25 protein-coding genes and 1 pseudogene are annotated in these 19,966 nt (G+C 60.1%); 3 read left to right on the top strand and 23 right to left on the bottom strand.

Features of this window, described 5'->3' with window-relative positions:
• From A3722_RS00855 to A3722_RS00760, 21 genes and pseudogenes are all read right to left on the bottom strand, one after another.
• On the bottom strand, window positions 1-508 hold a 508-nt coding region (locus A3722_RS00855; protein WP_150120389.1), incomplete at its 3' end, for a helix-turn-helix domain-containing protein.
• Between the two features lie 171 nt (window positions 509-679).
• Window positions 680-2,064: pseudogene (locus tag A3722_RS00850) on the bottom strand (IS1182 family transposase).
• Window positions 2,065-2,313: 249 nt separating this feature from the next.
• A complete protein-coding gene (locus A3722_RS00845; RefSeq protein ID WP_067622112.1) occupies window positions 2,314-4,869 on the bottom strand; it encodes an NAD-dependent epimerase/dehydratase family protein in 2,556 nt (851 codons plus the stop codon).
• Window positions 4,870-5,087: 218 nt separating this feature from the next.
• Window positions 5,088-5,816 (bottom strand): cytochrome c biogenesis CcdA family protein, encoded by a 729-nt coding sequence (locus A3722_RS00840; protein ID WP_067622109.1) that lies wholly within the window; start codon window positions 5,814-5,816, stop codon window positions 5,088-5,090.
• Window positions 5,809-6,288: a hypothetical protein gene (locus A3722_RS00835; RefSeq protein ID WP_067622105.1), complete on the bottom strand. Its 480-nt coding sequence runs from the start codon at window positions 6,286-6,288 to the stop codon at window positions 5,809-5,811. Before A3722_RS00835 ends, A3722_RS00840 begins: the two co-directional genes overlap by 8 nt.
• Window positions 6,285-6,932 carry a hypothetical protein gene (locus A3722_RS00830; protein WP_067622102.1) on the bottom strand — a complete coding sequence of 216 codons (648 nt, stop codon included), beginning with the start codon at window positions 6,930-6,932 and terminating at the stop codon, window positions 6,285-6,287. The genes A3722_RS00835 and A3722_RS00830 overlap by 4 nt, the downstream gene beginning before the upstream one ends.
• Window positions 6,929-7,576 (bottom strand): SCO family protein, encoded by a 648-nt coding sequence (locus A3722_RS00825; RefSeq protein ID WP_067622099.1) that lies wholly within the window; start codon window positions 7,574-7,576, stop codon window positions 6,929-6,931. The genes A3722_RS00830 and A3722_RS00825 overlap by 4 nt, the downstream gene beginning before the upstream one ends.
• Before the next feature lie 56 nt (window positions 7,577-7,632).
• Window positions 7,633-7,932 carry a hypothetical protein gene (locus tag A3722_RS00820; RefSeq protein ID WP_067622096.1) on the bottom strand — a complete coding sequence of 100 codons (300 nt, stop codon included), beginning with the start codon at window positions 7,930-7,932 and terminating at the stop codon, window positions 7,633-7,635.
• Window positions 7,933-7,954: 22 nt separating this feature from the next.
• Complete coding sequence (locus A3722_RS00815; protein ID WP_236627305.1) at window positions 7,955-8,173, bottom strand: hypothetical protein; 219 nt, start codon at window positions 8,171-8,173, stop codon at window positions 7,955-7,957.
• 53 nt (window positions 8,174-8,226) lie between these two features.
• Window positions 8,227-8,742, bottom strand: coding sequence for a TlpA family protein disulfide reductase (locus tag A3722_RS00810; RefSeq protein WP_067622091.1), 516 nt, complete (start codon window positions 8,740-8,742; stop codon window positions 8,227-8,229).
• On the bottom strand, window positions 8,739-9,317 hold the full coding sequence (locus A3722_RS00805; RefSeq protein ID WP_067622089.1) for a DsbE family thiol:disulfide interchange protein: 579 nt from the start codon (window positions 9,315-9,317) through the stop codon (window positions 8,739-8,741). The genes A3722_RS00810 and A3722_RS00805 overlap by 4 nt, the downstream gene beginning before the upstream one ends.
• A complete protein-coding gene (locus tag A3722_RS00800; RefSeq protein ID WP_067622087.1) occupies window positions 9,314-9,790 on the bottom strand; it encodes a c-type cytochrome in 477 nt (158 codons plus the stop codon). The genes A3722_RS00805 and A3722_RS00800 overlap by 4 nt, the downstream gene beginning before the upstream one ends.
• A complete protein-coding gene (locus A3722_RS24220; protein ID WP_161487383.1) occupies window positions 9,787-9,930 on the bottom strand; it encodes a hypothetical protein in 144 nt (47 codons plus the stop codon). Before A3722_RS24220 ends, A3722_RS00800 begins: the two co-directional genes overlap by 4 nt.
• Before the next feature lie 10 nt (window positions 9,931-9,940).
• Entirely contained in the window at window positions 9,941-10,435 is a 495-nt protein-coding gene (locus A3722_RS00795; protein ID WP_067622085.1) for a DUF411 domain-containing protein, read from the bottom strand.
• Entirely contained in the window at window positions 10,432-11,379 is a 948-nt protein-coding gene (locus A3722_RS00790) for a WD40/YVTN/BNR-like repeat-containing protein (protein ID WP_236627304.1), read from the bottom strand. The genes A3722_RS00795 and A3722_RS00790 overlap by 4 nt, the downstream gene beginning before the upstream one ends.
• Window positions 11,380-11,477: 98 nt before the next feature.
• The gene (locus tag A3722_RS00785) at window positions 11,478-11,915 is read right to left on the bottom strand and encodes a hypothetical protein (RefSeq protein ID WP_236627303.1); all 438 of its coding nucleotides are present in this window, start codon (window positions 11,913-11,915) and stop codon (window positions 11,478-11,480) included.
• A 23-nt stretch (window positions 11,916-11,938) separates the two neighbouring features.
• The gene (locus A3722_RS00780; protein WP_067622082.1) at window positions 11,939-12,910 is read right to left on the bottom strand and encodes a cation diffusion facilitator family transporter; all 972 of its coding nucleotides are present in this window, start codon (window positions 12,908-12,910) and stop codon (window positions 11,939-11,941) included.
• 119 nt (window positions 12,911-13,029) lie between these two features.
• Window positions 13,030-13,464 (bottom strand): CBS domain-containing protein, encoded by a 435-nt coding sequence (locus tag A3722_RS00775; protein ID WP_067622079.1) that lies wholly within the window; start codon window positions 13,462-13,464, stop codon window positions 13,030-13,032.
• Window positions 13,465-13,559: 95 nt separating this feature from the next.
• The gene (locus A3722_RS00770) at window positions 13,560-14,027 is read right to left on the bottom strand and encodes a DUF411 domain-containing protein (protein ID WP_067622076.1); all 468 of its coding nucleotides are present in this window, start codon (window positions 14,025-14,027) and stop codon (window positions 13,560-13,562) included.
• Between the two features lie 19 nt (window positions 14,028-14,046).
• Window positions 14,047-16,308: a heavy metal translocating P-type ATPase gene (locus A3722_RS00765; RefSeq protein WP_236627306.1), complete on the bottom strand. Its 2,262-nt coding sequence runs from the start codon at window positions 16,306-16,308 to the stop codon at window positions 14,047-14,049.
• Between the two features lie 85 nt (window positions 16,309-16,393).
• Window positions 16,394-17,176, bottom strand: a complete 783-nt coding sequence (locus tag A3722_RS00760) for a ZIP family metal transporter (RefSeq protein ID WP_067622073.1) — start codon at window positions 17,174-17,176, stop codon at window positions 16,394-16,396.
• A gap of 154 nt (window positions 17,177-17,330) precedes the next feature.
• On the opposite strand from A3722_RS00760, the gene A3722_RS00755 reads away from it, so the two are divergent.
• Both A3722_RS00755 and A3722_RS00750 read left to right on the top strand, forming a co-directional pair.
• A complete protein-coding gene (locus A3722_RS00755; RefSeq protein ID WP_067622070.1) occupies window positions 17,331-17,756 on the top strand; it encodes a MerR family transcriptional regulator in 426 nt (141 codons plus the stop codon).
• The gene (locus A3722_RS00750; protein ID WP_067622067.1) at window positions 17,756-18,079 is read left to right on the top strand and encodes a YnfA family protein; all 324 of its coding nucleotides are present in this window, start codon (window positions 17,756-17,758) and stop codon (window positions 18,077-18,079) included. The genes A3722_RS00755 and A3722_RS00750 overlap by 1 nt, the downstream gene beginning before the upstream one ends.
• Window positions 18,080-18,117: 38 nt before the next feature.
• Here A3722_RS00750 and A3722_RS00745 read toward each other — a convergent pair whose 3' ends face one another.
• Window positions 18,118-18,774, bottom strand: coding sequence for a transmembrane anchor protein (locus tag A3722_RS00745; RefSeq protein ID WP_067622064.1), 657 nt, complete (start codon window positions 18,772-18,774; stop codon window positions 18,118-18,120).
• 17 nt (window positions 18,775-18,791) lie between these two features.
• Window positions 18,792-19,382, bottom strand: coding sequence for a HupE/UreJ family protein (locus tag A3722_RS00740; protein ID WP_067627609.1), 591 nt, complete (start codon window positions 19,380-19,382; stop codon window positions 18,792-18,794).
• 92 nt (window positions 19,383-19,474) lie between these two features.
• Between A3722_RS00740 and A3722_RS00735 the strand changes: the two genes are divergently transcribed.
• On the top strand, window positions 19,475-19,966 hold a 492-nt coding region (locus A3722_RS00735), incomplete at its 3' end, for a helix-turn-helix domain-containing protein (protein ID WP_150120388.1).

Raw genomic sequence — 19,966 nt, 5'->3', positions numbered from 1 at the left:
GCGGGTAGGCCCGCACCAAGAAAGCGCGGCTGTGTGACAGTTTGATATGCGCGACCTGAAGTTTGGCGCGCTCACCGCCAATGTTGGCCCAGTCCTCGCTCCAATCGAATTGGAAGGCTTCGCCGGGCGCGAACACCAAAGGCACGTAGGTGCCGCGCCCCGTCGTCTGTTCCGCTCGATGCCGATCTTCACGCCATGCCCGGGCGAAAGCTGCTACGCGTTCATAGGAGCCATCATATCCCAGCTTCACCAGATCAGCATGCATTTGCTTCACTGTCCGCCGCTCTTTGCGTGACTTCCGCGTCTGGATTAAAAGCCAGGCTGACAGCCGATCCGAATAGGGATCCAGCTTGCTTGGACGCTTGGNCGTCTTGAACTGCGGTTCCACCGCACCTTCACGCAGATACTTCTTTATCGTGTTCCGAGACAAACCCGTCCGCCGGGCAATCTCCCTGATTGGCATCTTGTCACGCAATGCCCAGCGTCGAATGACACTCAAAAATCCCATGTCGATCACTCCAAATCCCCCCAACCAAAACCGTCGGGGAAGTGTGTTCACATGGGTCAATTCTCAGTGACAATTTATGGGGCTACCGGGTCAGTTCTCAGTGACAATCAACAACTAACGTTTGCAAACGCAGAAATAGCTGTTCCAAATCCGGCGCGTGCGCCTTTCCTATCAGGCTTTGCGCGTTTGCTGCGGCGCAGGAAAGATCTTAGCAAGTTTCCGGAGGTTTTGGGCGGTTGCGGCGAGCAGGAATTCATCATTTGCGCCGCATGGACCACGTAATCGGAGCCGCCCCAAGCCAAGGATGCGTGGAGGTGTGCGAAGAGCATCTCGACTTTCTTTCGCAACCGCATCGAGATCGCATACTGCTTGGTCTTGGCAATATCACGGGCGGCCTGCCGGGCATCTTCGTGTTCTTCGCGGGTGATCTTGCGTGCATCGGCTTTCGGACAGCACTTCTTCTTCGATGGGCAGGCCTGACAGGTGTGTTTCAAAGCCTGATACTTGGCGACGCCTTTGCCGGTGGGACCACGGTTTGGATCTGAGTAGTTGCGGCGGAATTGCTTGAGCGGCTGGCCTTCCGGGCAGATGTATTGGTTGTTCTCAGGGTCCCATTCAAAGTCGGCGCGAGACCAGGTGCCGTCAGTCCGTCCAGCTTTATCCAGCACTGGAATGTGGGGTTTGATGTTACGATCAACCAGCCATCCCAACATCGGCCCTGATCCATAAGCAGTGTCTGCGATCAGTCTTTCTGGATCAATGTCGTGCCGGTCTTTGATGCGATCCAACATGGTGCGCCCTGCCCCGACCTCTGCCTGCCGGATCCACCGCGTTCCCTCAACGTCCACGATGACGCTGTGGTCGGTATCAATCAGATAATTGGTAGAATAGCTGAAGAATGCGGGGCCTTTCCGGGCTGCGGTCCACTGGCTTGCGGGATCAGAATGGGACGTAAACTTGGGTTCAACCTCAGATGCTGCACCAAAAGCCGCGTCGTCCAAGACGTTGAGATATTCCTTAACCGCACGCGGCGCATCTTTTGGATCGATGGCACTGCGGTTCCAATCTTCCTTCGGTGTAGAGTTCTGTTTGTTCGCATCAGCCTCAATCAGGCTGGCATCTACCGCAAGGCGTTGCCCGCTCACCAAGCCATCAGCGATACACCGTGCAACGGTCTTCTCGAACAGGTAGCGCAGAAGTTTGCTTTCCCGAAAGCGCCCGTGCCGGTTCTTGGAGAACGTCGAATGGTTTGGGATAGGATCAGACAGATCGAGGCGGCAGAACCAGCGATACGCCAAGTTCAAATGGACCTCTTCGCACAATCGGCGCTCTGACCTGATGCCAAAGCAATAGCCTACCAAAAGCATCCGGATCAGCAGCTCAGGATCAATCGAAGGGCGGCCCGTGTGGCTGTAGAACTCGGCCAAATACTGTCTAATGTCGCTCAGATCAACGAACCGATCAATCGACCGCAACAGGTGATCTTGCGGGACATGGTCTTCCAGAGAGAATTCGTAAAACAACGCAGCCTGAGCTTCTTGCTTCGGTCCCATCATCGCTCGATCCCCCAATCAATAAAGTAATTGAATCAGCGAAGGAGCATCCGATCAAGCAAGAGTTATTCAACAAAATTCGCCCTGCTGTTGATCGACACGAACGGCCCAAACCGGACTTGGTTAAACTCGATATGCTGCGCTGATGCTACCAAGAGGCCATCATTTGGGAGTGGGGCATCCTTCTTAGGCTTAAAACGCACTCCAAAAACTCGACGCGGTTACCGTGTGCGAATTCAGGATGCTTCTGCTTCAAATGATATAGCGGTCCCAACTGCCATAGTGTTCCGCACTACGCTTCCCACGCGGCAAGCTGAGCGCTACCAAAGCGCTACCGGAGAGCACCCCGATCATGCTGCCCGAGATGGTGCCGCCGTCCAAAAACCAAGGCGCTCCGATCAGCCATAATCCAAAGCCAATGTTCAGGAATCGTATCGGGCGCGCCACTTCGGCCCAAGCGATAACAGCAGTCGTCAGGACCAGTGCGCCAACCAAGTGATCACTGCCCGCCAGCGGCATGGCATTGCCAAAAATCGCGCGCGACAGCATCAGGAACAGACCGATGGCCGCACTCACCCCCAAAGTCCAAGGCACAGTGACGCCCCGCGCACTTTGCCGGGCAACCTCGCGCGGCGGCGCGTCGAAGCTCATTGTGCCGCCCTTGCTCGACCCCGGCAGCGCATCGCCCCGGAAAAACGCCCGCCAGAATGGGCGGCCGCGGCGGGTGTTCCAGACCATGAACTGCACCATTGCCACGATCTCATCCAATGAGAACGGGATCATGACCAGCATCGCTGCTGCGGCGAGCAGACAGATCGTGCAATAGGTTCCAATTGCGATGGGCTGGATGATGATGAAATAGATGCTGATCACTCCCAGCGGCCCCACCACGATGCCGAAAAGCGCCACCATCCACGGCATCGTGCGCCAGCGCAGGCGGCTGCCCATAACGCCCATGAGGATCTCAAACATATAGCTCATCGCGCCCAAGCCGCCGTCGGCGACGGGCCATGCTTTTGAGACATCCGACGTGACGATATATTCGCTGCCGTTGAGGCCCGACGGCGAGGAAAAGAACGGCTCCCAAATCCCTTCAACATGACCCAATTGATAGGCCGAGAGAATGCGCGACAGCAGGAAACCAACCACTCCGAGCGCGATAATTGGCAGACGCTGGACATAGGTTGAGGGGCAATAGGTCCACCCCGGCGGGATATCCCCATCGTCCATCATGCCCTCGCGCGACATGCCGGGCATCATCGGGATCAGGATCGTCAGCGCGATCACCAGCGCGCCGACCAGCGTGTCATTCGCATAGACCGCCGGGTCCGGCGTCCAGAACACGAGCGATGCGGCCAGCAGCCAAACTCCAAGCGCCGCGTTCGCCCATTGCGCCCAACCATTGCCGGGCTTCATCGAGATGAGGGCCAGCGCGGTGATGGCCAGCCCTGTAAACACGTTGTTCCACGCCGTCAGCCAACTGCGCAGTGACGCTGCCCAAAGCCCCCGGTCTTCGGTCACGCGCTGCACGGCAGCGCTAAACTCGGTTTGGTCAAATGTGCCGAAGACCGAGGGCGCGGTGGCGAGCCAGAGGCCCAATGCCGCGACCAGCCAATGCACCCAGAGCATTTGGAAATGCATCATGCGCATGTGTTTATCATGTTCGCGCACAGCGCTTTGCTGTTCGGCGGCACTCTCGTCTTTCGCCTCGGCAGCGGCCTCTTCTGCTGCCTGCTCCACCTTGGCCGCAGAGACCCGTGCGGCGTTCAGGCCGTTTTCCTCATACCAGTGATACGGATCGTCTTTCAGCTTTTGCAGCATATGCGGCGTGTCTTGGCGCAGGCTGTGCTCTGCGGTCCAGCCCAGATGTTCCTCGGCCTGCGACAGATCGAGTTCGTAGTGATCGCTGGAGATATCGACCATCCAAGCGCGGATGAACGCGTCTTCGCCAAAAATGCGGTTCTCCGCCCATGCCCCCAGTTTCGCGACCGCAGGCGGGACGTTCCACGTCACCCAATCTTCGCCATGCAACTCACGCCCGATTAACCGCTGCAGGTCGCCAAAGGGGACCGGCTTAGCCTCACCCAGCAGCACGGGGAAGACATCCGGCAGGGAGTGGCGGCGGTCGACGATGCGTTCGATGGCGTCGAGCAGATCGTCGAGATGTAAAAACGCCTGACCGCGGGACAAGTCACCGGGATAGACTTTACCGCTCAGACGTTTTTCGTAGATGCGGGATATTTGGTGGGCGAGAAAGGTCGAATGCCCCTCGTCATCATAGATGCCAGCGGGGCGCATGAGGACGAGTTTCTCATCGCCCTTTTCCTCGCTCAACATCGCCTCGGTGCGGATTTTCGAGGCGCGGTAGGGCAGCTTAGGGTCGAAGGGCGCGTCTTCGTCTATCGGCTCGCCGGGCGTGGTGGGCGCATGCGCCAGCATGGTGGAAGTGAAAATGAACTGCTCTAACTCAAAATCTTGCAGCCCTTTCAGCAGCCGCTTACTTCCCTCCACCGTCACCGCGTCATAGGCCGGATCGTCCTCCCCGCTCAGATCAAAGAACGCCGCAAGATGGATGCAGGCAGCGATGCGGTCGCCGTAGGCCAAGCGCAGCCGGGCCAAGGCTTTGTCGACGCTGTCTTGGTCCGTGATGTCGAAACAGATGCATTCAGCCTGATGCGGCGGATGCGGGGGCGAGTTACGGTCGAGCCCGACAACGCGGTATTTCTCGTGCAACCGCTTGACGACCGCCGCGCCGAGATAGCCGCTTGACCCCGTTACGAGGACGACTGGCTTGTCAGACGTCTCCATGTCCCACCTCCCGTCTTACTTGCGCAGATATTTGACCAATGCCGCGATCGCCAGAACCAAAAGCACGATCACCAGAAGCCAGCCGACCCCCATGCCAAACATCATGCCGCCGCCCATCATATCACCGTCCATCATCGCTTTTCTCCTTGCGGTCCCACTTCGGAAATGAGGCTATAAAGGATTAACCACCCTCCTTCGCTGGAAGGTTCCAACATAGTTTACCCGATTGTCCCCAGAACCGGAAAAGCTTCTAACAGCCACCAAGAGAAGGCACTGAGCTGGCCCGTCATCATCGCGATCCCCATGAGGACCATGACCGCGCCCGCAACCTGATGGAGACGCCGCCCGACCGCACCAATCGTCCGCAAGCGGGCTGCAACCTGATCGGTAAAGGCGGCCACGATCAGAAACGGCACGCCAAGACCAGCCGAATAGATCGCCAACAGCCAAACGCCTTCCGATACCGTGGCGCTTGCCGCACTCGCCGTTAGGATTGCGCCGAGGATCGGTCCGATGCAGGGGGTCCAACCAAAGCCGAAGGCAAGGCCCAGCACATAGGCCGCCACCGGCTGCCCGCCGGGAAGGTCGAGATTGAACCGCAGGTCACGTTCCATTGTTTGAATGCGCGCGGCCCCCAGCATGAACAACCCAAACAGGATCACGACCGCGCCCCCGATCAGGTTCAGCTCGAACCGCCAGCGGAAAAGTGACTGTCCTAATGCTGTGGCCGATGCACCGAGCGCCATGAAAATCGTTGAAAACCCCAACACGAAGCAGAAGCTCAGCCAAACCGCATTGCTACGGCTGCGCTCCGCGCCCGTGACACCGGTGTGCCCAGCGATATAGGAGACGTAGCCCGGCACCAGAGGCAAGACACAGGGCGAAACAAAGGAGATCGTTCCGGCCAGCAAGGCAGCGATCACCCCGAGGGAGGAGACATCAAACACCCGTCGCCCCCTTCCCCTTTGATAAGCGCCTGAGCGCACCGAAGTAAGCTGCGAAAGGCACGATGAGCCATTGCAACATCGGCGTCAGACCTGCGTCAATGAACGGGATGACTGGCATAATGTCGCGGTAGGCCCAAGCCTCGCGGACCTCAATGTTGAGCCATTCGCTAAAAATCGTATAGCCTAATCCAATCGCAAGCATCGCGCCAAAGACGGGATAGATCCGCGCCTGCGGCCATGCGCCTGTGCCAAAGAAAAACAGTGCGAGCAGAAGGCTGCTCATGGCGATCAGCAGGTCGCCTCCGGTGCAATGAACCACGGCAAAGACGATCTCGCCCCATGTCCCCTCAACCCAAATCGTGTAGAGCGGAATATGGGCCACCTCCCAAAGAAGGTGCCCCAGCAGCGTGAACAATGCGAAGCGGCGCAGGGTGGTGAGCCAGTGTGGCCTGTCCAAACGTTGGCTTGTCATTGAAACCACCCCGTTACGCGCTGCCAAAAACCGGGTTCGGCATGGGGCCGCTGGTGCGTCAGTCCGTTGATGTAAAGCACGAGGTTCGTCGGCTTAAAGTCTGCTCCGTGAAATATGCCAACCTGCGCGCCTTCGCGGTTGAGCAAATGCACCATCGGGGCTTCTTCTTTCCGGACACTTACAGAGGCGAAGGCATCCACCGTGTCACCAAGGCGCTCGGCGTCGGAAAGTTGCGCAGATGTCCAGTTCGGCTCTGCCGGGGCCGCAGAGGCCGTATCGCGCAGGGTGACAAAGGCAACCATCTCGCGCATGGCACTGGCATTGAGTGCGGAGAGGGTTTTGCCAAGCTGTTCCTGCTGCGCCTCACAGGGGCTGCCGCAAGCGTCGGGGGCAAAACTTAGCACCGTGATCTTACCTGTCAGAGCCTCCAGAGACCCCGTGGCCCCGTCTGGCGCCACCCATTTCACATCCGGCACCTCTTGGGCGGTGATGGGTTCAAACGCGGCTTCCTTATCCGCCATCGCTTGGTTCAGGTTCTCCCCCGGGTGGTTCGCAAAAGCGGGCGTGACAGTCAGCAGGATCACGGCATATATGCGCACGGCCAGCGACGCGAAGCGGGGTGGCGATGGGAATCTGAGTGTCATTGGGTTCTCTTATCTTTCGCGATGCGCATGGAAATCTGTTCGGCCATTTCCTCGGCAGGTTGCGCGCTTTCAAGAAAGACAGCATCGAACCGACCATCCGGAGCCATCAGGTAAATGTGGCCCGCATGGGCCATGATGTAGCCGTCCGGGGCATCCTCGTTCGAGAGCCTCTCATGGTAGACCTTAAAAGCCTCCGCCGTCGCAGCCACCTGCGCTTTGTTCCCCGTCAGTCCGATCAACTGAGGATGAAAGTTGGCAACATAGTCTTCGAGAACCTCAGGCGTGTCACGCTCTGGGTCCACGGTCACAAACAACGGGGCAACTTGGCTTGCGTCCGACCCAAGCTGATCAAGCACGCTGCCCATATAGGCCAAGGTAGTGGGACAGATGTCAGGGCAATGGGTGAAGCCGAAGAATACAAGCTGCCAGCGACCTTTGTAAGCTTCCTGCGTGACGGGCTGCCCGTCGTGGTTGATCAAAGTAAATTCAGAGCGAATATCCGCGTCGCCGCGATAGACGGGCTGATGGGAGGGGATATGTCCGGGCCGCATCATTGCGAAACCTGCAAGGGCAACGGCGGCGGCGATCGCGGCGGTCCAAAGGACAATGCGAAGCCGACTGTGGGTCGGGGTGATCTTTGTCATAGTCTGTCTTTCAATCGAGGGGTCCGCCCGCCGCTTGGACGGGCGAACCAAGAGCATCAGCCTTTTTGATCATCGGAATGATGCGTTTCCATATGCGCCTTCATGGACTGCATCATCTTGTTGCAGTTCTCCATCATCGGCCCCATCTCGGCCATCATCTTCATCATGGGCATCATACCTTCCATGCCCTCCATACCTTCCATCCCCTTCATGTCAGCCATGTCGCCTTTCATATGTTGGCCCTCGGCCATGGGCATATCGCCCGTTTCGGCTTTTGCCTCCTGCGCCTGCGCGAAAGAGGCGGCAAACATAAAGCCTGTCAGGGCTGCGGTGGTAAGTTTCACTGTATAAGTCATGTCGGTTCCTTTTGATTGAGGGTCAGTCTGTCGGGGCGTCCGGCTTTGCCACCGGATCGTTTTTGGCGCAGCCAGAGCCGCCGCGCATGCACAGCCCCAAAGCGCACATGGCGGCACAAGGGGCGAGGCTAAGAAGCAAGGGCGCGGCCCCCACGGCGGTCAGCCAGTCCCAATTCAATGCAGCACCGCCACCGATAGCGGCAAAGCCGGTCAGCATTAGGGTTTGGCGCCGCGCGGGCATGGGAATTGCGAATGAGGGCCGGTTTGCTTTTGAGGTTTGGATCACTATTGGGTTCATCCTTTTGTAATGACGCGTTGGATTTGGGAAATGGCCGCCGGGCTGTCCCAAGCGGCGGGGCCGACCTTGCGAGCGACCTCGTGGCCTTGGGGGTTGACCAGCAGTGTCGTGGGCAGGCCGACAACGCCGAAAGCCATCATCGCCCGTAACTGGTCCGCCAGATAAAGATCGAGATGCGTGATGCCGATCTCGGCATAGAAATCGCGCACAATGTCGAACCCGCCCTTGTCGATTGAGAGTGCGAGAACGTGAAACTTCGCCCCACCCAATCGCGCCTGAAGCCGATCAAGGGTGGGCATTTCATGACGGCAGGGAGGGCACCACGTCGCCCAGATATTGAGCAACACCGTCCGGCCACTAAAGTCCGCCAAAGTTAGGCTCCGCCCTGCCCCATCCGTGATGGGCGGCGACAGCATTGGCAGGGGCTTTTGATGTTCCGCCATCACGGTGCGCGCCGCGACTGGCGAAGCCCCAAGCGCCAATGCGCCGCTCAGAAACCCACGCCGCTTCATGCGTTCTGCTCCTGTTGCAAACGCCGCACCACGGGAAGGATATCTTCCTCCAGCGAACGTCGATTGAACGGGCCAACATGTTTGTAAGCGATGCGCCCTTTGGCATCGATCACAAAGGTTTCCGGCACGCCGTAAACGCCCCAGTCAATGGACGTCCGGCCAGAGCTGTCGGCACCGATCCGGTCATAAGGATCGCCGAGTTCCGCAAGGAACCTGCGGGCGGCGGCGGGCTTGTCTTTGAGGTTGATGCCGTGGATCGGCACGCTGTCGGTTTGGGCCAGTTCCACCAGTAGTGGCATCTCAACCCGACAAGGCACGCACCACGAAGCCCAGACATTCACGAGGGACACTTCGCCGCGCAGATCAGCCGCCGATAGCCCCTTCCCGCGCCCTTCGATGGGCGGCAGGTTAAACGCGGGAATGTCCCGGCCGATCATCGTGCTGGGCAGGCCATCGTCGTTGTTGAACAGACCCCAGAGGAACGCCGCCGCGATGGCCCCAAAGACCATCGCAGGCAGAGCTGCGATGAACAGCGACCACCGTGGTTTGCGGACAGGCCGTCTGTCCTTGCTCATGTTCCGCCCTCATCCTTAGCGGTGACTTCAGCCTGAAAGCCGCGCTCCCGCTCGGGCCAGGTGCTTTTGATGTAGCCAAGGATTGCCGTGATTTCGGCCTCGCTCAGGATACCGTCGAACACCGGCATGTCACTGTCATAGCCGGGGACGACCGAAGCCAGCCCATTCTTGGTGATATCAAAAATCTGCTGATCGGCATGGTGCCACGTATGGCCCGTTTCATCATGCGGCGGCGCAGGCATGCGGCCATTATCGAGCCGCCTGCGCCAGTCCGGCTGGCCTTCGAGATCGGCGCCGTGGCAAGAGGCGCAGTTCTCCGCATAGAGCCCCGCGCCAATCTCGATCATCTCTGCATCCACGGGCACGCCGAGCACGGCGAGCGCCGGGGGGCTGTCCTCCTTCCCCCCGGCCCAGACAGCGACCGCCGCCGCGCCCGCGATGCCGATAGCGGCGGTCAGACCCAACCGGTTCATGCGGGCCGCCGTAGGTATTTGACCAAGGCCAGCGCGCCCAGCACCAGCACCGCCAGCACCAAGAGAAAGAGCGCGCCACAGGCGATCATCATTCCGACCGACATCGGCCCATTCATCATAGTTCCGTTCATCATATTCATCGTTCCAACCTCATTCATTTGAATACACGGCCACGCCGTCCTTACCGAAGGCGTAGGTTTTGAGTGTGCCGCTCTTGCCTGCCATGCCGGGCGCGTTTTGGGGCATACCGGGCAGCGTGATACCGGTGACCTCGGGGCGCTCGGAAGTCAGGCGCTGGATAATTTCAACAGGCACCAGACCGCTAACGTAGTAGCCATCGACCTCGGCAAGGTGGCACCCCAGCCCCTGTTCCGGCACGCCGACCTCAACCGAGCGTTTGTCGAAATTCCGGTCGTCAATACGGGTGACGTGATAGCCATTCTCTTCGGCATAATCGGCGTAAGCATCGCAGCAGCCGCAGGACGGATCGCGCCAGATGGTCATTTGGCGATCTGCGGGGACGGTGCTTGCCGCAGTGTCGGCGGGCGTCGTGTTGTCGCTTTCAGCCATGCCGAAGGTGGCAAAGCCGATGATACCGGCGGCGGCTACGGCCGCGGCCGCGCCGAAGGTGTATTTCCTGTTCATGTCTGATCTCCTTGAGGGATGTTGAGAGGTTCAAAGGTCATGCCGCCATCGCGGCTGACGGAAAGAATGCCGTCGCGAACGGCGGCAAGGTTTTTAGGGTCGGCAGGATCGACAGCCAGCGCTTCGATCCTTCCCGGCGCGGCACGCGTCCAATTCACGCCAGCATCTGTCGACGTCCAAAGGCCGCTTTCCAGCCCGGCATAGAGCCGTTCAGACGCTTTGGGGGAGAGTGCCAAATGGGTGATCGGCAGGCCTTCGGGCAGAGGTTTGGCAGGTGGCGGCGTTTTACCCGCAGCCAGCGCATCCATCGCATCGCCCGCGGTCACATCCTGCCACCGGCAAAAGCAATCCGGCACGCGGGTCAGCCCGGCGTCGGTTCCGGCATAGAGCCAGATGCCGCCCATGCCGGTCGGATTGCCCACAGAGACGAGCGTCAACACCTCGCGTTCGGCCCCATCGAGATAAGGCCGGTCCATGACGAATTCCCAGCTTTCGCCCGCGTCTTTGCTGCGCCAAAGCCCGTCATCCGCAAGGGCGGCATAGAGCATATCCGGCTCAAGCGCGGCCTGGGTGAGCGCGGTGACGCGGGTTGCCGGCAGGCCCGCGCTGGCGTCTGCCCATGTGCGCCCCCCATCCCGGCTGCGCATAAGGCCGACAGGATCAACTGCCGCGAACAAAGTGCCCGGAGTCTCTGGATGGCTGGTGATCGCGGTGATTGATCGCTCCAACGACACATGCTGGATGTCGCTTGGGGCGGGCACGCGCCAAAGCTTGCGCTTTGAAGCCACAACAAGTGCATCGCCGTCATACTGAAGGGCGCGGATCGACTCCCCCGTTGTCGTTGCGAGGGAGACATGAGGTAGGATCAGCGTCGCCCCAACTGTGGCAAGCCCGCCGGACAGCACACGCCTGCGCGACATATCGCGCGGTGGATGAATAGACATAAAGGTCGTTCCCGAAAGTGACAGATAAGGTCGAGCGTGTCGCTGCGCAGTGGCAGCAAACGTCGCGAAACCGGGCCGTCACCCTTCGATGCGGCCGGTCAACTTAGGGAGGTGGTTCGCGGTGGGAAAGGGTCAGACCCGAGATCAATCCCGGCGAGGCCAAGATCCCCGGGCACAGGCGCGAAGAAACGCTGCACGCTCTCGGGTTGGGACTGAAGCAACTGCGACATCACAAAGACAGATGCCGTGCAATCAATGTCGCACACCACCTCACCCTGATCTTCTTGCAAGCAAGCTGTGCAGCTATCGTCCTCCTCCATCGTCGCGGATGCGGTCAAACCTGACATCTGCAAGGACATGTTCGCCGCCGCCAAATCATGCGCCAATATGCCCGTCAAAAGAACGAGCGAGAGGCAGAATGTGGCAAGGCGAAGCAGGATGCGCATGGCACTGATATAGGAACCCGATGCGGTGCTGTCGATCCCCTCACCAGAAAGTGAGGGTGCGCAAAACGCCGCACGCCCGTAGATCAGCAAGACACAGCGTATTGCGATGCGCCTCAGCGGTCGTCGTGCGACGTCCCATCGTTGTGCTCCGCTTCTTTGCCAGCGCTCGTTGGGCCGCCGTCATGCCCAAACAACGCAGCATCCTCATGGGCATTTGCGGAAGTTTCAAACTCAAGGCTCGAATGGGTGATGCCGAAGTCTTCAGCGAGCATGTTCTTGACAGCCTGCTTCACAGCATCAAGGTCCCTCCAATCCTGCCCCTCCAACACGACATGGCAATCAAGCGCCACCTCATGCTCTTGCATCTGCCAAAGATGAACATGGTGCACGTCCCTGACGCCAGCGACCTTGGTCATCGCCTCAACCACTGCCTCTGCATCCATGTAGGGCGGGCTGCCCAGCATCAACATACGGATCGGACCTCCGATCTCAGTGAGTGCCAGATAAAGGATATAAAGCGCGATACCGATGGTGATCGCGGGATCAACCCAACGCAGGTCGTAAAGGATAATGAGCGTGCCGCCAATAATCACCGCGACCGAGGCCAGCGCGTCGGACAGGTTGTGCAAGAACAGCGCCCTGATGTTCACGCTACCCTTCTGCATCGAATAGGTCAGCAGCGCCGTCAGCGTATCAATCATCAGCGCGACAGCGCCGAGAATGACCACCGTCCAACCTGCCACTTGCGGCGGATCAATCATGCGCATCCCGCCTTCGTAGATAAGATAGACCCCAACAAGAATAAGCGTAGTGTAGTTGATCAGAGCCGCAACGATTTCGATCCGGCCATAGCCAAAGGTCATCCGTGCGTCCGCCGGGCGCCGTGCGATTTTGCGAGCGACAAAGGCGATGACCAATGAGGCCATGTCCGAAAAATTATGCAGCGCGTCGGCGATAAGGGCGAGCGACCCTGCAAAGACACCGCCCACGATCTGCGCCACCGTTAGAAGGGCATTCGCCCAGATGGCCAGTGATACTCTGCGGTCCCCGCTTTCGGGGTCAATATGAGCGTGGTCATGTGCCATTGGGTGTCCCTATCGTCCTTTGAGGATCAAAACGCGGCGCGCACCGCGTTTTGAAGTCGTATCCGCGCCTTCAAAAGACACTTCTTCCGCAGGCGTGGCCCGCTTCGGTTCAAGCCGGATCAACAGCAGCCCGAGCGTTTTTCAGGGCGCGAAACTTCTTGAACCAACTCAGCTGTTTCCTTACCGTCGGCTTCCCGTGCCACATCGGCCTGTGCGACGATCCCGCAGCATTTTCCGGCGTCGTCAGTCACCACCGTGCGCCGCACCTGCTTCTCTTCCATCTTGTTGCAGCAACTTTCGACATCTTCGTCGGGCGCAGCGGTTAGCACGTCTTTCGACATAACATCAGACACGCATGTGTCGGTGCCTTTTCCCTGCGCAACCGCACCGCAGCAGATGTCGCGGTCCGTAACGATGCCAACCGGCTCTCCGGCGTCATTCACCACCGGAATAGAGCCGACCGAATTGTCCTTCATCAGCTTCGCTGCCTCCTGAACCGAGGCGTCGGGTCCGCAGCAGGTGGGGTTGCTCGTCATGATTTCTTGAACTTGCATGATCTTACTCCTTGATTGGGTAACATGGTCAAAACCCGAAGACTGACATGCAAGTTCCTGTTGGCACGTCGTTCGGCAATTCTCAGCGCACGACCCTATGCAGCCTCGTAGCTTGTAAACACCTCGCTGCTGCCATCATGGGCAATCAGATAGACCTCATAGGCGTCGCGCTCACTCTCCGGTCCCATCCCCGGCGAGCCATAGGGCATCCCCGGCACGGCGAGGCCGATGGCATCCGGGCGCTCGGCCAGCAGTTTGCGGATATCGGCGGGCGAGACGTGACCTTCGATCAAATAGCCCTCGATCTTTCCGGTGTGGCAAGAGGCCATGCTTTGCGGGATGCCGTTGTCTTGCTTGTATTTGATCAAGAGCGTTCCCAAGCTGCGTTCCGTCGTCACAGCAAAACCCTCGTTTTCCAAGATCTCGATCCACGCCGAACAGCAGCCGCAGTTGGGATCTTTCATCACATGGATGGCGGGCTTTGCTTCGGCCCATGCGGCGAAGGGTGCGGCGGCGGCAAAGCTTGCGGAACAGGCCAGCAGGCTGCGTCGTGTGAGGGTCATGTGAAATCCTTCCAAAGGTTCAAACTGTCGTTTCGTTAGTTGCATGTGTTGTAGGGCGGCAACCGGGCGCGGCCAACCGCTCAGCGGTGGTTGGCCGGAAAAACAGCAGCCGCAGGGCATTGAGCGTCACCAGAACGGTCGCGCCAGTATCCGCCAAGATCGCGATCCAGAGGCCAGTGATGCCAAACACTGTGGTCACAAGGAACACGGCCTTCAGCCCGAGCGCTATGGCGATGTTCTGCCGGATATTGCCCATCGCGGCGCGAGCGAGACGGATCTGGCCGGGCACATCTGTCACCCGGTCACGCAGGATCGCCGCATCCGCAGTTTCCAGCGCTACATCTGTGCCGGAGCCCATCGCGACGCCCACATGCGCCGCGGCCAATGCCGGGGCGTCGTTGATGCCGTCGCCGATCATCATGACCCTCGCCTCAACCGTGAGGTTTTGAATGGCCGCGACCTTATCTTCTGGCATCAGCTCGGCCCGGTGGTCGATGCCCAGCCCTTCGGCGATGGCCGCAGCGGTGCGCCGATTATCCCCGGTGAGCATCACCGATGAAATGCCAAGGGCGTGCAACTGCGCCACTGCCTCTGCCGCATCGGCGCGGGGTTCATCGCGCAGGGCGATGAGGCCTTGGGCCTCGTTGTCGCGCAAGACAATCACCACGGTTTTGCCCTGCGCTTCGAGCGTCTCGACTTCAGCGCGCAAAGTCGCTGACAGCGCCCCGCGTTCTGCCGCCAAACGCGGCGAGCCGACGCAGATGGTTGCCCCTGCGATCACCGCCTCGGCCCCTTTGCCGGGCAAGGCGCGGGACTGTGTCGCGACGGCAGAGTCGATCCCACGCGCCTCAGCCGCGCCGCAAATGGCCTGGCCGAGCGGGTGGCTCGCGCCGTTCTCAACCCCGGCGGCGAGGGCAAGAAGATCGGCTTCCTTCCCCACAAGCGTCTGCACGTCAGTCACCCGCGGCTTGCCATGGGTTAGCGTTCCGGTCTTATCAAAGGCTACATGGGTGACCCGCGCCGCTGCTTCTATCACCGCGCCGCCTTTCATCAGCAACCCGTTGCGCGCCCCGGTGGACAGGGCTGAGGTGATCGACGCGGGCACCGAAATCACCAGCGCGCAGGGGCAGCCGATCAGCAGCAGAGCCAACGCGCGATAGACCCATTCCCCCCAAGCGCCCCCGAAGGCAAGCGGCGGCACCACGGCCACCAAGGCGGCCATGCCGACCACGGCGGGCATGTAGACGCGGCTGAACCGACCGATGAAGCGCTCGGTCGGCGCACGGGCGCTCTCGGCTTCTTCCACCAAGCGCACAATGCGGGCGATGGTGTTGTCCGCGGCGGGTTTGGTGACGCGCACGCGCAGCAAGGATTCTGTGTTGATCGATCCGGCAAAGACATCCGCACCCGGCTCTTTAAGGCGCGGCACGCTTTCGCCCGTTACAGGGCTTTCGTCGACGCCTGAAGTGCCGCTGACCACTTCTCCGTCACAGGGCACCCGGTCCCCGGGGCGGACCTGCACGATCTGCCCGACGCTGAGCGCCTCTGCCGCCACCTCCCGCGTCTTGTTGCCCACCTCAAGCCGCGCCGTTTTCGGCACCAGCTTGGTCAGCGCACGGATGCTGTTGCGTGCCTTCCCAGCAGAGACACCCTCCAGCAATTCGCCGACGGCAAAAAGAAAGACCACCAGCGCGGCCTCTTCTGGCTCTCCGATCACAAGCGCACCGCTGGCGGCGATGGTCATCAACATTTCGATGGTAAAGGGCATGCCCACCCGCGCCATGGCAAAGGCCCGGCGTGCAACAGGGATAAGCCCGATCAACGTGGCGATGACAAAGGCCCAATGCGAAACCTCAGCCGGCAGGACAAGCCGCGAGGCCCATGCCATTGCGAGCAAAGTGCCGCTGCCGAGGACCAAGCGGCCTTTCGTGGTTTGATACCAAGCGAGGTCTGCCGCCTCTTCGGGCGCAGACGCTTGAGGCTCAACCCCTGCCCCGCCGATCACCGCAACGTCCGGCAGGATGAAACCGCCTTCGGGCCTCTCTGCCTTCGCCCCTTTCGGAGAGATGCCAAAACCGATACCACGCACGGCTTTCTCGATCCGCTCGGGCGCGGTTTCATTCTCATCCAGCGTCAGACGCAGCCGCTCGGACATCAGCGCGACATCAACATCCGCGACCCCCGGCAAGCGCTCCACCGCGCCGCGCACCTTGGCCGCGCAGGCGCCGCAGTCCATCCCCGTGACGCGCCATTCCCGTTGTGCTGTGCTGCCCTCCGCCATCTCTGTTTCCAATCTGATTCAACCTTCAGACGCAGAGATACGACCTACAGCAACTGTAGCTTCAAGCGCTTTTTTGAAATATTTTTTAGCCCAGCCAAACGTCGAGAAACAGCATAAGCACCAGCCCAACCGCCAAACCGAGCGTGGCCTTGTTCTGATGCCCGCTGCGATGAGTTTCGGGAATGATCTCATGGCTGATAACGAAAAGCATCGCCCCTGCGGCAAAGGCCAGCCCCCAAGGCAGCAACGGCTCAGAAAGTGCGATGATCCCGGCGCCGAGCAGACCGCCGATCGGCTCAACCATCCCGGTCAGGGCTGCGATACCCCATGCGCGGCCTTTGGAGTAACCTTCGCCTAAGAGCGCCACCGCCACTGCGAGCCCTTCAGGTGCATTTTGCAACCCAATACCAAGCGCCAGTGGCATCCCGCCCGACAGCCCATCCGCGCCGAAGCCCACACCAACGGCCAGACCTTCGGGGAAATTGTGGATCGTGATCGCAATGATGAAAAGCCACACCCGTCGAAGCGATGCCGCCGCTGGCCCCTCGCGGCCCGTCTTGAAGTGCTCATGCGGTAGAAGTTCGTTCATCAGCGCCACGGCCCCCATGCCGAGCAAGATCGCCACACAGACGATCGCGGCGGGCGCGGCCTCGCTGTCATACCGCAGTCCGGCTGCATCCAGTGCGGGGATGATGAGCGAAAAGAAAGACGCCGCCAGCATCACCCCGGCGGCAAACCCCAACGACAGGTCGCGCGTTGCCCGCGACGGGGTGCGCCCAAAGAGCACCGGCACGGCCCCCACGGCGGTCATAGCGCCCGCAGCCAGGCTGCCAAGAAATCCGAGCATCAAGGGTGACATCGTCTCCAAGGGGGAATCCTTCCTCAACATTTGCTATGTGCAGCCGTCAACGACGTAGTCCGCCTTGCCAGTTGGCCAAGCCTATGGGAAGGATCGTGCCCCGTCGACTTGCGCCAAACCACCGCGCAACCTACAGAGACTATAGGTTACAGGAGGATCAGACATGCTTGCAATCGGCACACTCGCAAAGCGCACTGGCACCAAAGTGCAGACGATCCGCTATTACGAGCAGATCGGTCTAATGCCTGAACCCGGCCGGACCGAAGGCGGCCAACGGCGGTATGGCGATGCCGAATTGGACCGCCTCTCCTTCATCCGCCATGCCCGCCAGCTCGGCTTCTCGCTGGAGGCGATCCGAGAGTTGCTGGACCTTTCTGATACGCCCGACCGGTCCTGTGCGCAGGTCGATGCCATCGCCCAAAAACAACTTCGCCAAGTCGAGGCACGACTTGTGCGGCTCGAAGCCCTCCGCGTTGAATTGCAGCGGATGATCGGTGCCTGCAATGCGGATCGGGTGGCCGATTGCCGCATTCTTGAGGTGCTCCGCGACCATGAGGAATGTCTCGCCGATCACGGGGCCACTGCCTGATGCCCGCCGCCCTGCTCTATCCGCTTGCGGCATTGGCTGAGATCGTCGGGTGTTTCGCGGTCTGGGCGTGGTGGCGCGGCGCTTCGCCGCTTTGGTTGGTGCCGGGGATGCTGAGCTTAGCGCTATTTGCGGGGTTCTTGGCCTTGGTTGAGGCAGGTTTCGCCGGGCGCGCTTTTGCGGCCTATGGCGGCATCTATATCGTGGCTTCGCTCGGGTGGATGTGGACCGTGGAAGGGCAACGGCCTGATTTTTGGGATGCTGCCGGAGCGGGCCTTTGTATTCTTGGCGCAGCGGTGATTATTCTCGCGCCCCGCGCCGGATAGGCTGCCGGCCCTCCTTATAGAGCCGGCAGCCACGCGGTTTAGCTGGCGTCTTTGAATTCGTCGTATTCGCCGCGCACCTGAACGGTCACGGTGACCGCTGTCTTGTCACGGTTGCGCCAGAACCAGCCGTGCTGACCTGCGAAACCGGCAGTGATCTCGCCCTCTTCGCCTGTCGAGCCGCGGCCTTTGTAATAAGTCTCGGATTGGCCCGACCCATGGCCGTGCAGGTCAAAGTTCACACGCCCCCCGTCGACCAACATAGCGTATTGCGCGGTCTGACCTTCTTCCATCAACAACTTCCACTCGGCAGACTCGCCCGGTGCCAGTGTAAATGTGATCTCATCGCGCCATTCTTGCACGGGTTCAGACGGCACCTCTTCGGCATGGGCGGCCCCGACGAAGACGCTGAAGATATCGTTCATCAGGCTGGACTGCTCTTGGGTCACAAGCGCGCCCTGCTCTTCCAGTGCCTTGATACGGTCCGCTTCCGCCTCTGCGGCAAGCTGGCTCTTGATCTCACCCATTTCGGCCAGACCGAGCACGCCGCCGATCCCCGTAGGGTCGATGTCGTATTCGGCGGGCAGCACCACGGTCACGAGGATCGCGACAGCGCTGGCCGCTGCAATGGCGGTTGAGCGGATGAGCTGCGCGGAGGTGGGCAATTCGTTGAGGCTTGGTTTTTCTGCGTTGAACATGTGGTTCTCCTATTTGTTTAAGCGGCTACGAAATAGCCGGTGATTTGAAGGCCCATGAGGATGAACCCCAGTGCCATCATGATGACGTTTGCTGTGTAGGCCTGGCGGAAGAAGTTGGGTGATCTCCGCCAGAAGCCCATGACGATAAGGATGATGGCAAGCGCCATCAGCTGGCCCAACTCCACGCCCACGTTGAACGCCAGAAGGTTGGCCAAAAGCCCATCCGGTGCGATCTCGTAGTCGAGAAGCTTGGTGGCCAGACCGGTGCCGTGGAAGAAGCCGAAGATCAGCGTTGCAACCTTGGTATTTGGCTGCACGCCGAACCAGCGCTGATAGGCGCCAAGGTTATCGAGTGCCTTGTAGACGACCGACAGGCCAATGATGGCGTCAACGATATAGGCGTTGATGCCCCAGCCGAACCAGACGCCGGCCAGCATCGTGGTCGAATGCCCGAACGCAAAGATACTGACATAGATGCCAACGTCTTTCATCTTGTAGAGAAAAAAGACGACGCCGAACAAAAACAGGATGTGGTCGTAGCCCGTCACCATGTGTTTGGCGCCGAGATACATGAAGGGAATGATGTTCACCCCCCAGATTTCCTGAATATAGCCCGCATCCCCGGGCGTGACATTATGCGCTAATGTTCTCCACCTGACAGGAGATTCCCATCGGCAACGTGATGTGCCATATTTGAGGCATGAGACGCCATGACATCTGCCTTTACCTTGGCCCCGCCGACCGTACTGAGCTTCAAGCCCTGATCAGCAACCGCAACACTGCGCGCAAGCTTGTCTGGCGGGCCGAGATCGTCCTGGCCACAGCGGACGGTCATGGCACGTTCGAGATTATGCGACGCGCGGGCACGTCGAAACCCACGGTCTGGCGCTGGCAGCAGCGGTATCTCGATGAGGGCGTGGCCGGTCTCAAGCGTGACAAGACGCGACCCTCGCGGGTGCCGCCTTTGCCCGTGGAAACAAGGCTGAAGGTGATCGCCAAGACGGTGCAGGAAACCCCGCCCAATGCAACGCACTGGAGCCGCGCGCTAATGGCCGAAGCCATGGGCATCTCGCCGTCGAGCGTCGGCCGCATCTGGGCAGAAGCTGGCTTGAAGCCGCATCTCACGAAGGGGTTCAAGGTCTCGAACGACCCAAAGTTCGAGGAGAAGGTCACCGATATCGTCGGGCTCTAC

The sequence above is a fragment of the Sulfitobacter sp. HI0027 genome (assembly GCF_001634775.1).
In the GTDB taxonomy this organism is placed as follows: domain Bacteria; phylum Pseudomonadota; class Alphaproteobacteria; order Rhodobacterales; family Rhodobacteraceae; genus Sulfitobacter.
Note: the sequence above shows the minus strand (reverse complement) of the source record. Positions and strands in the feature narration are given on the sequence as shown.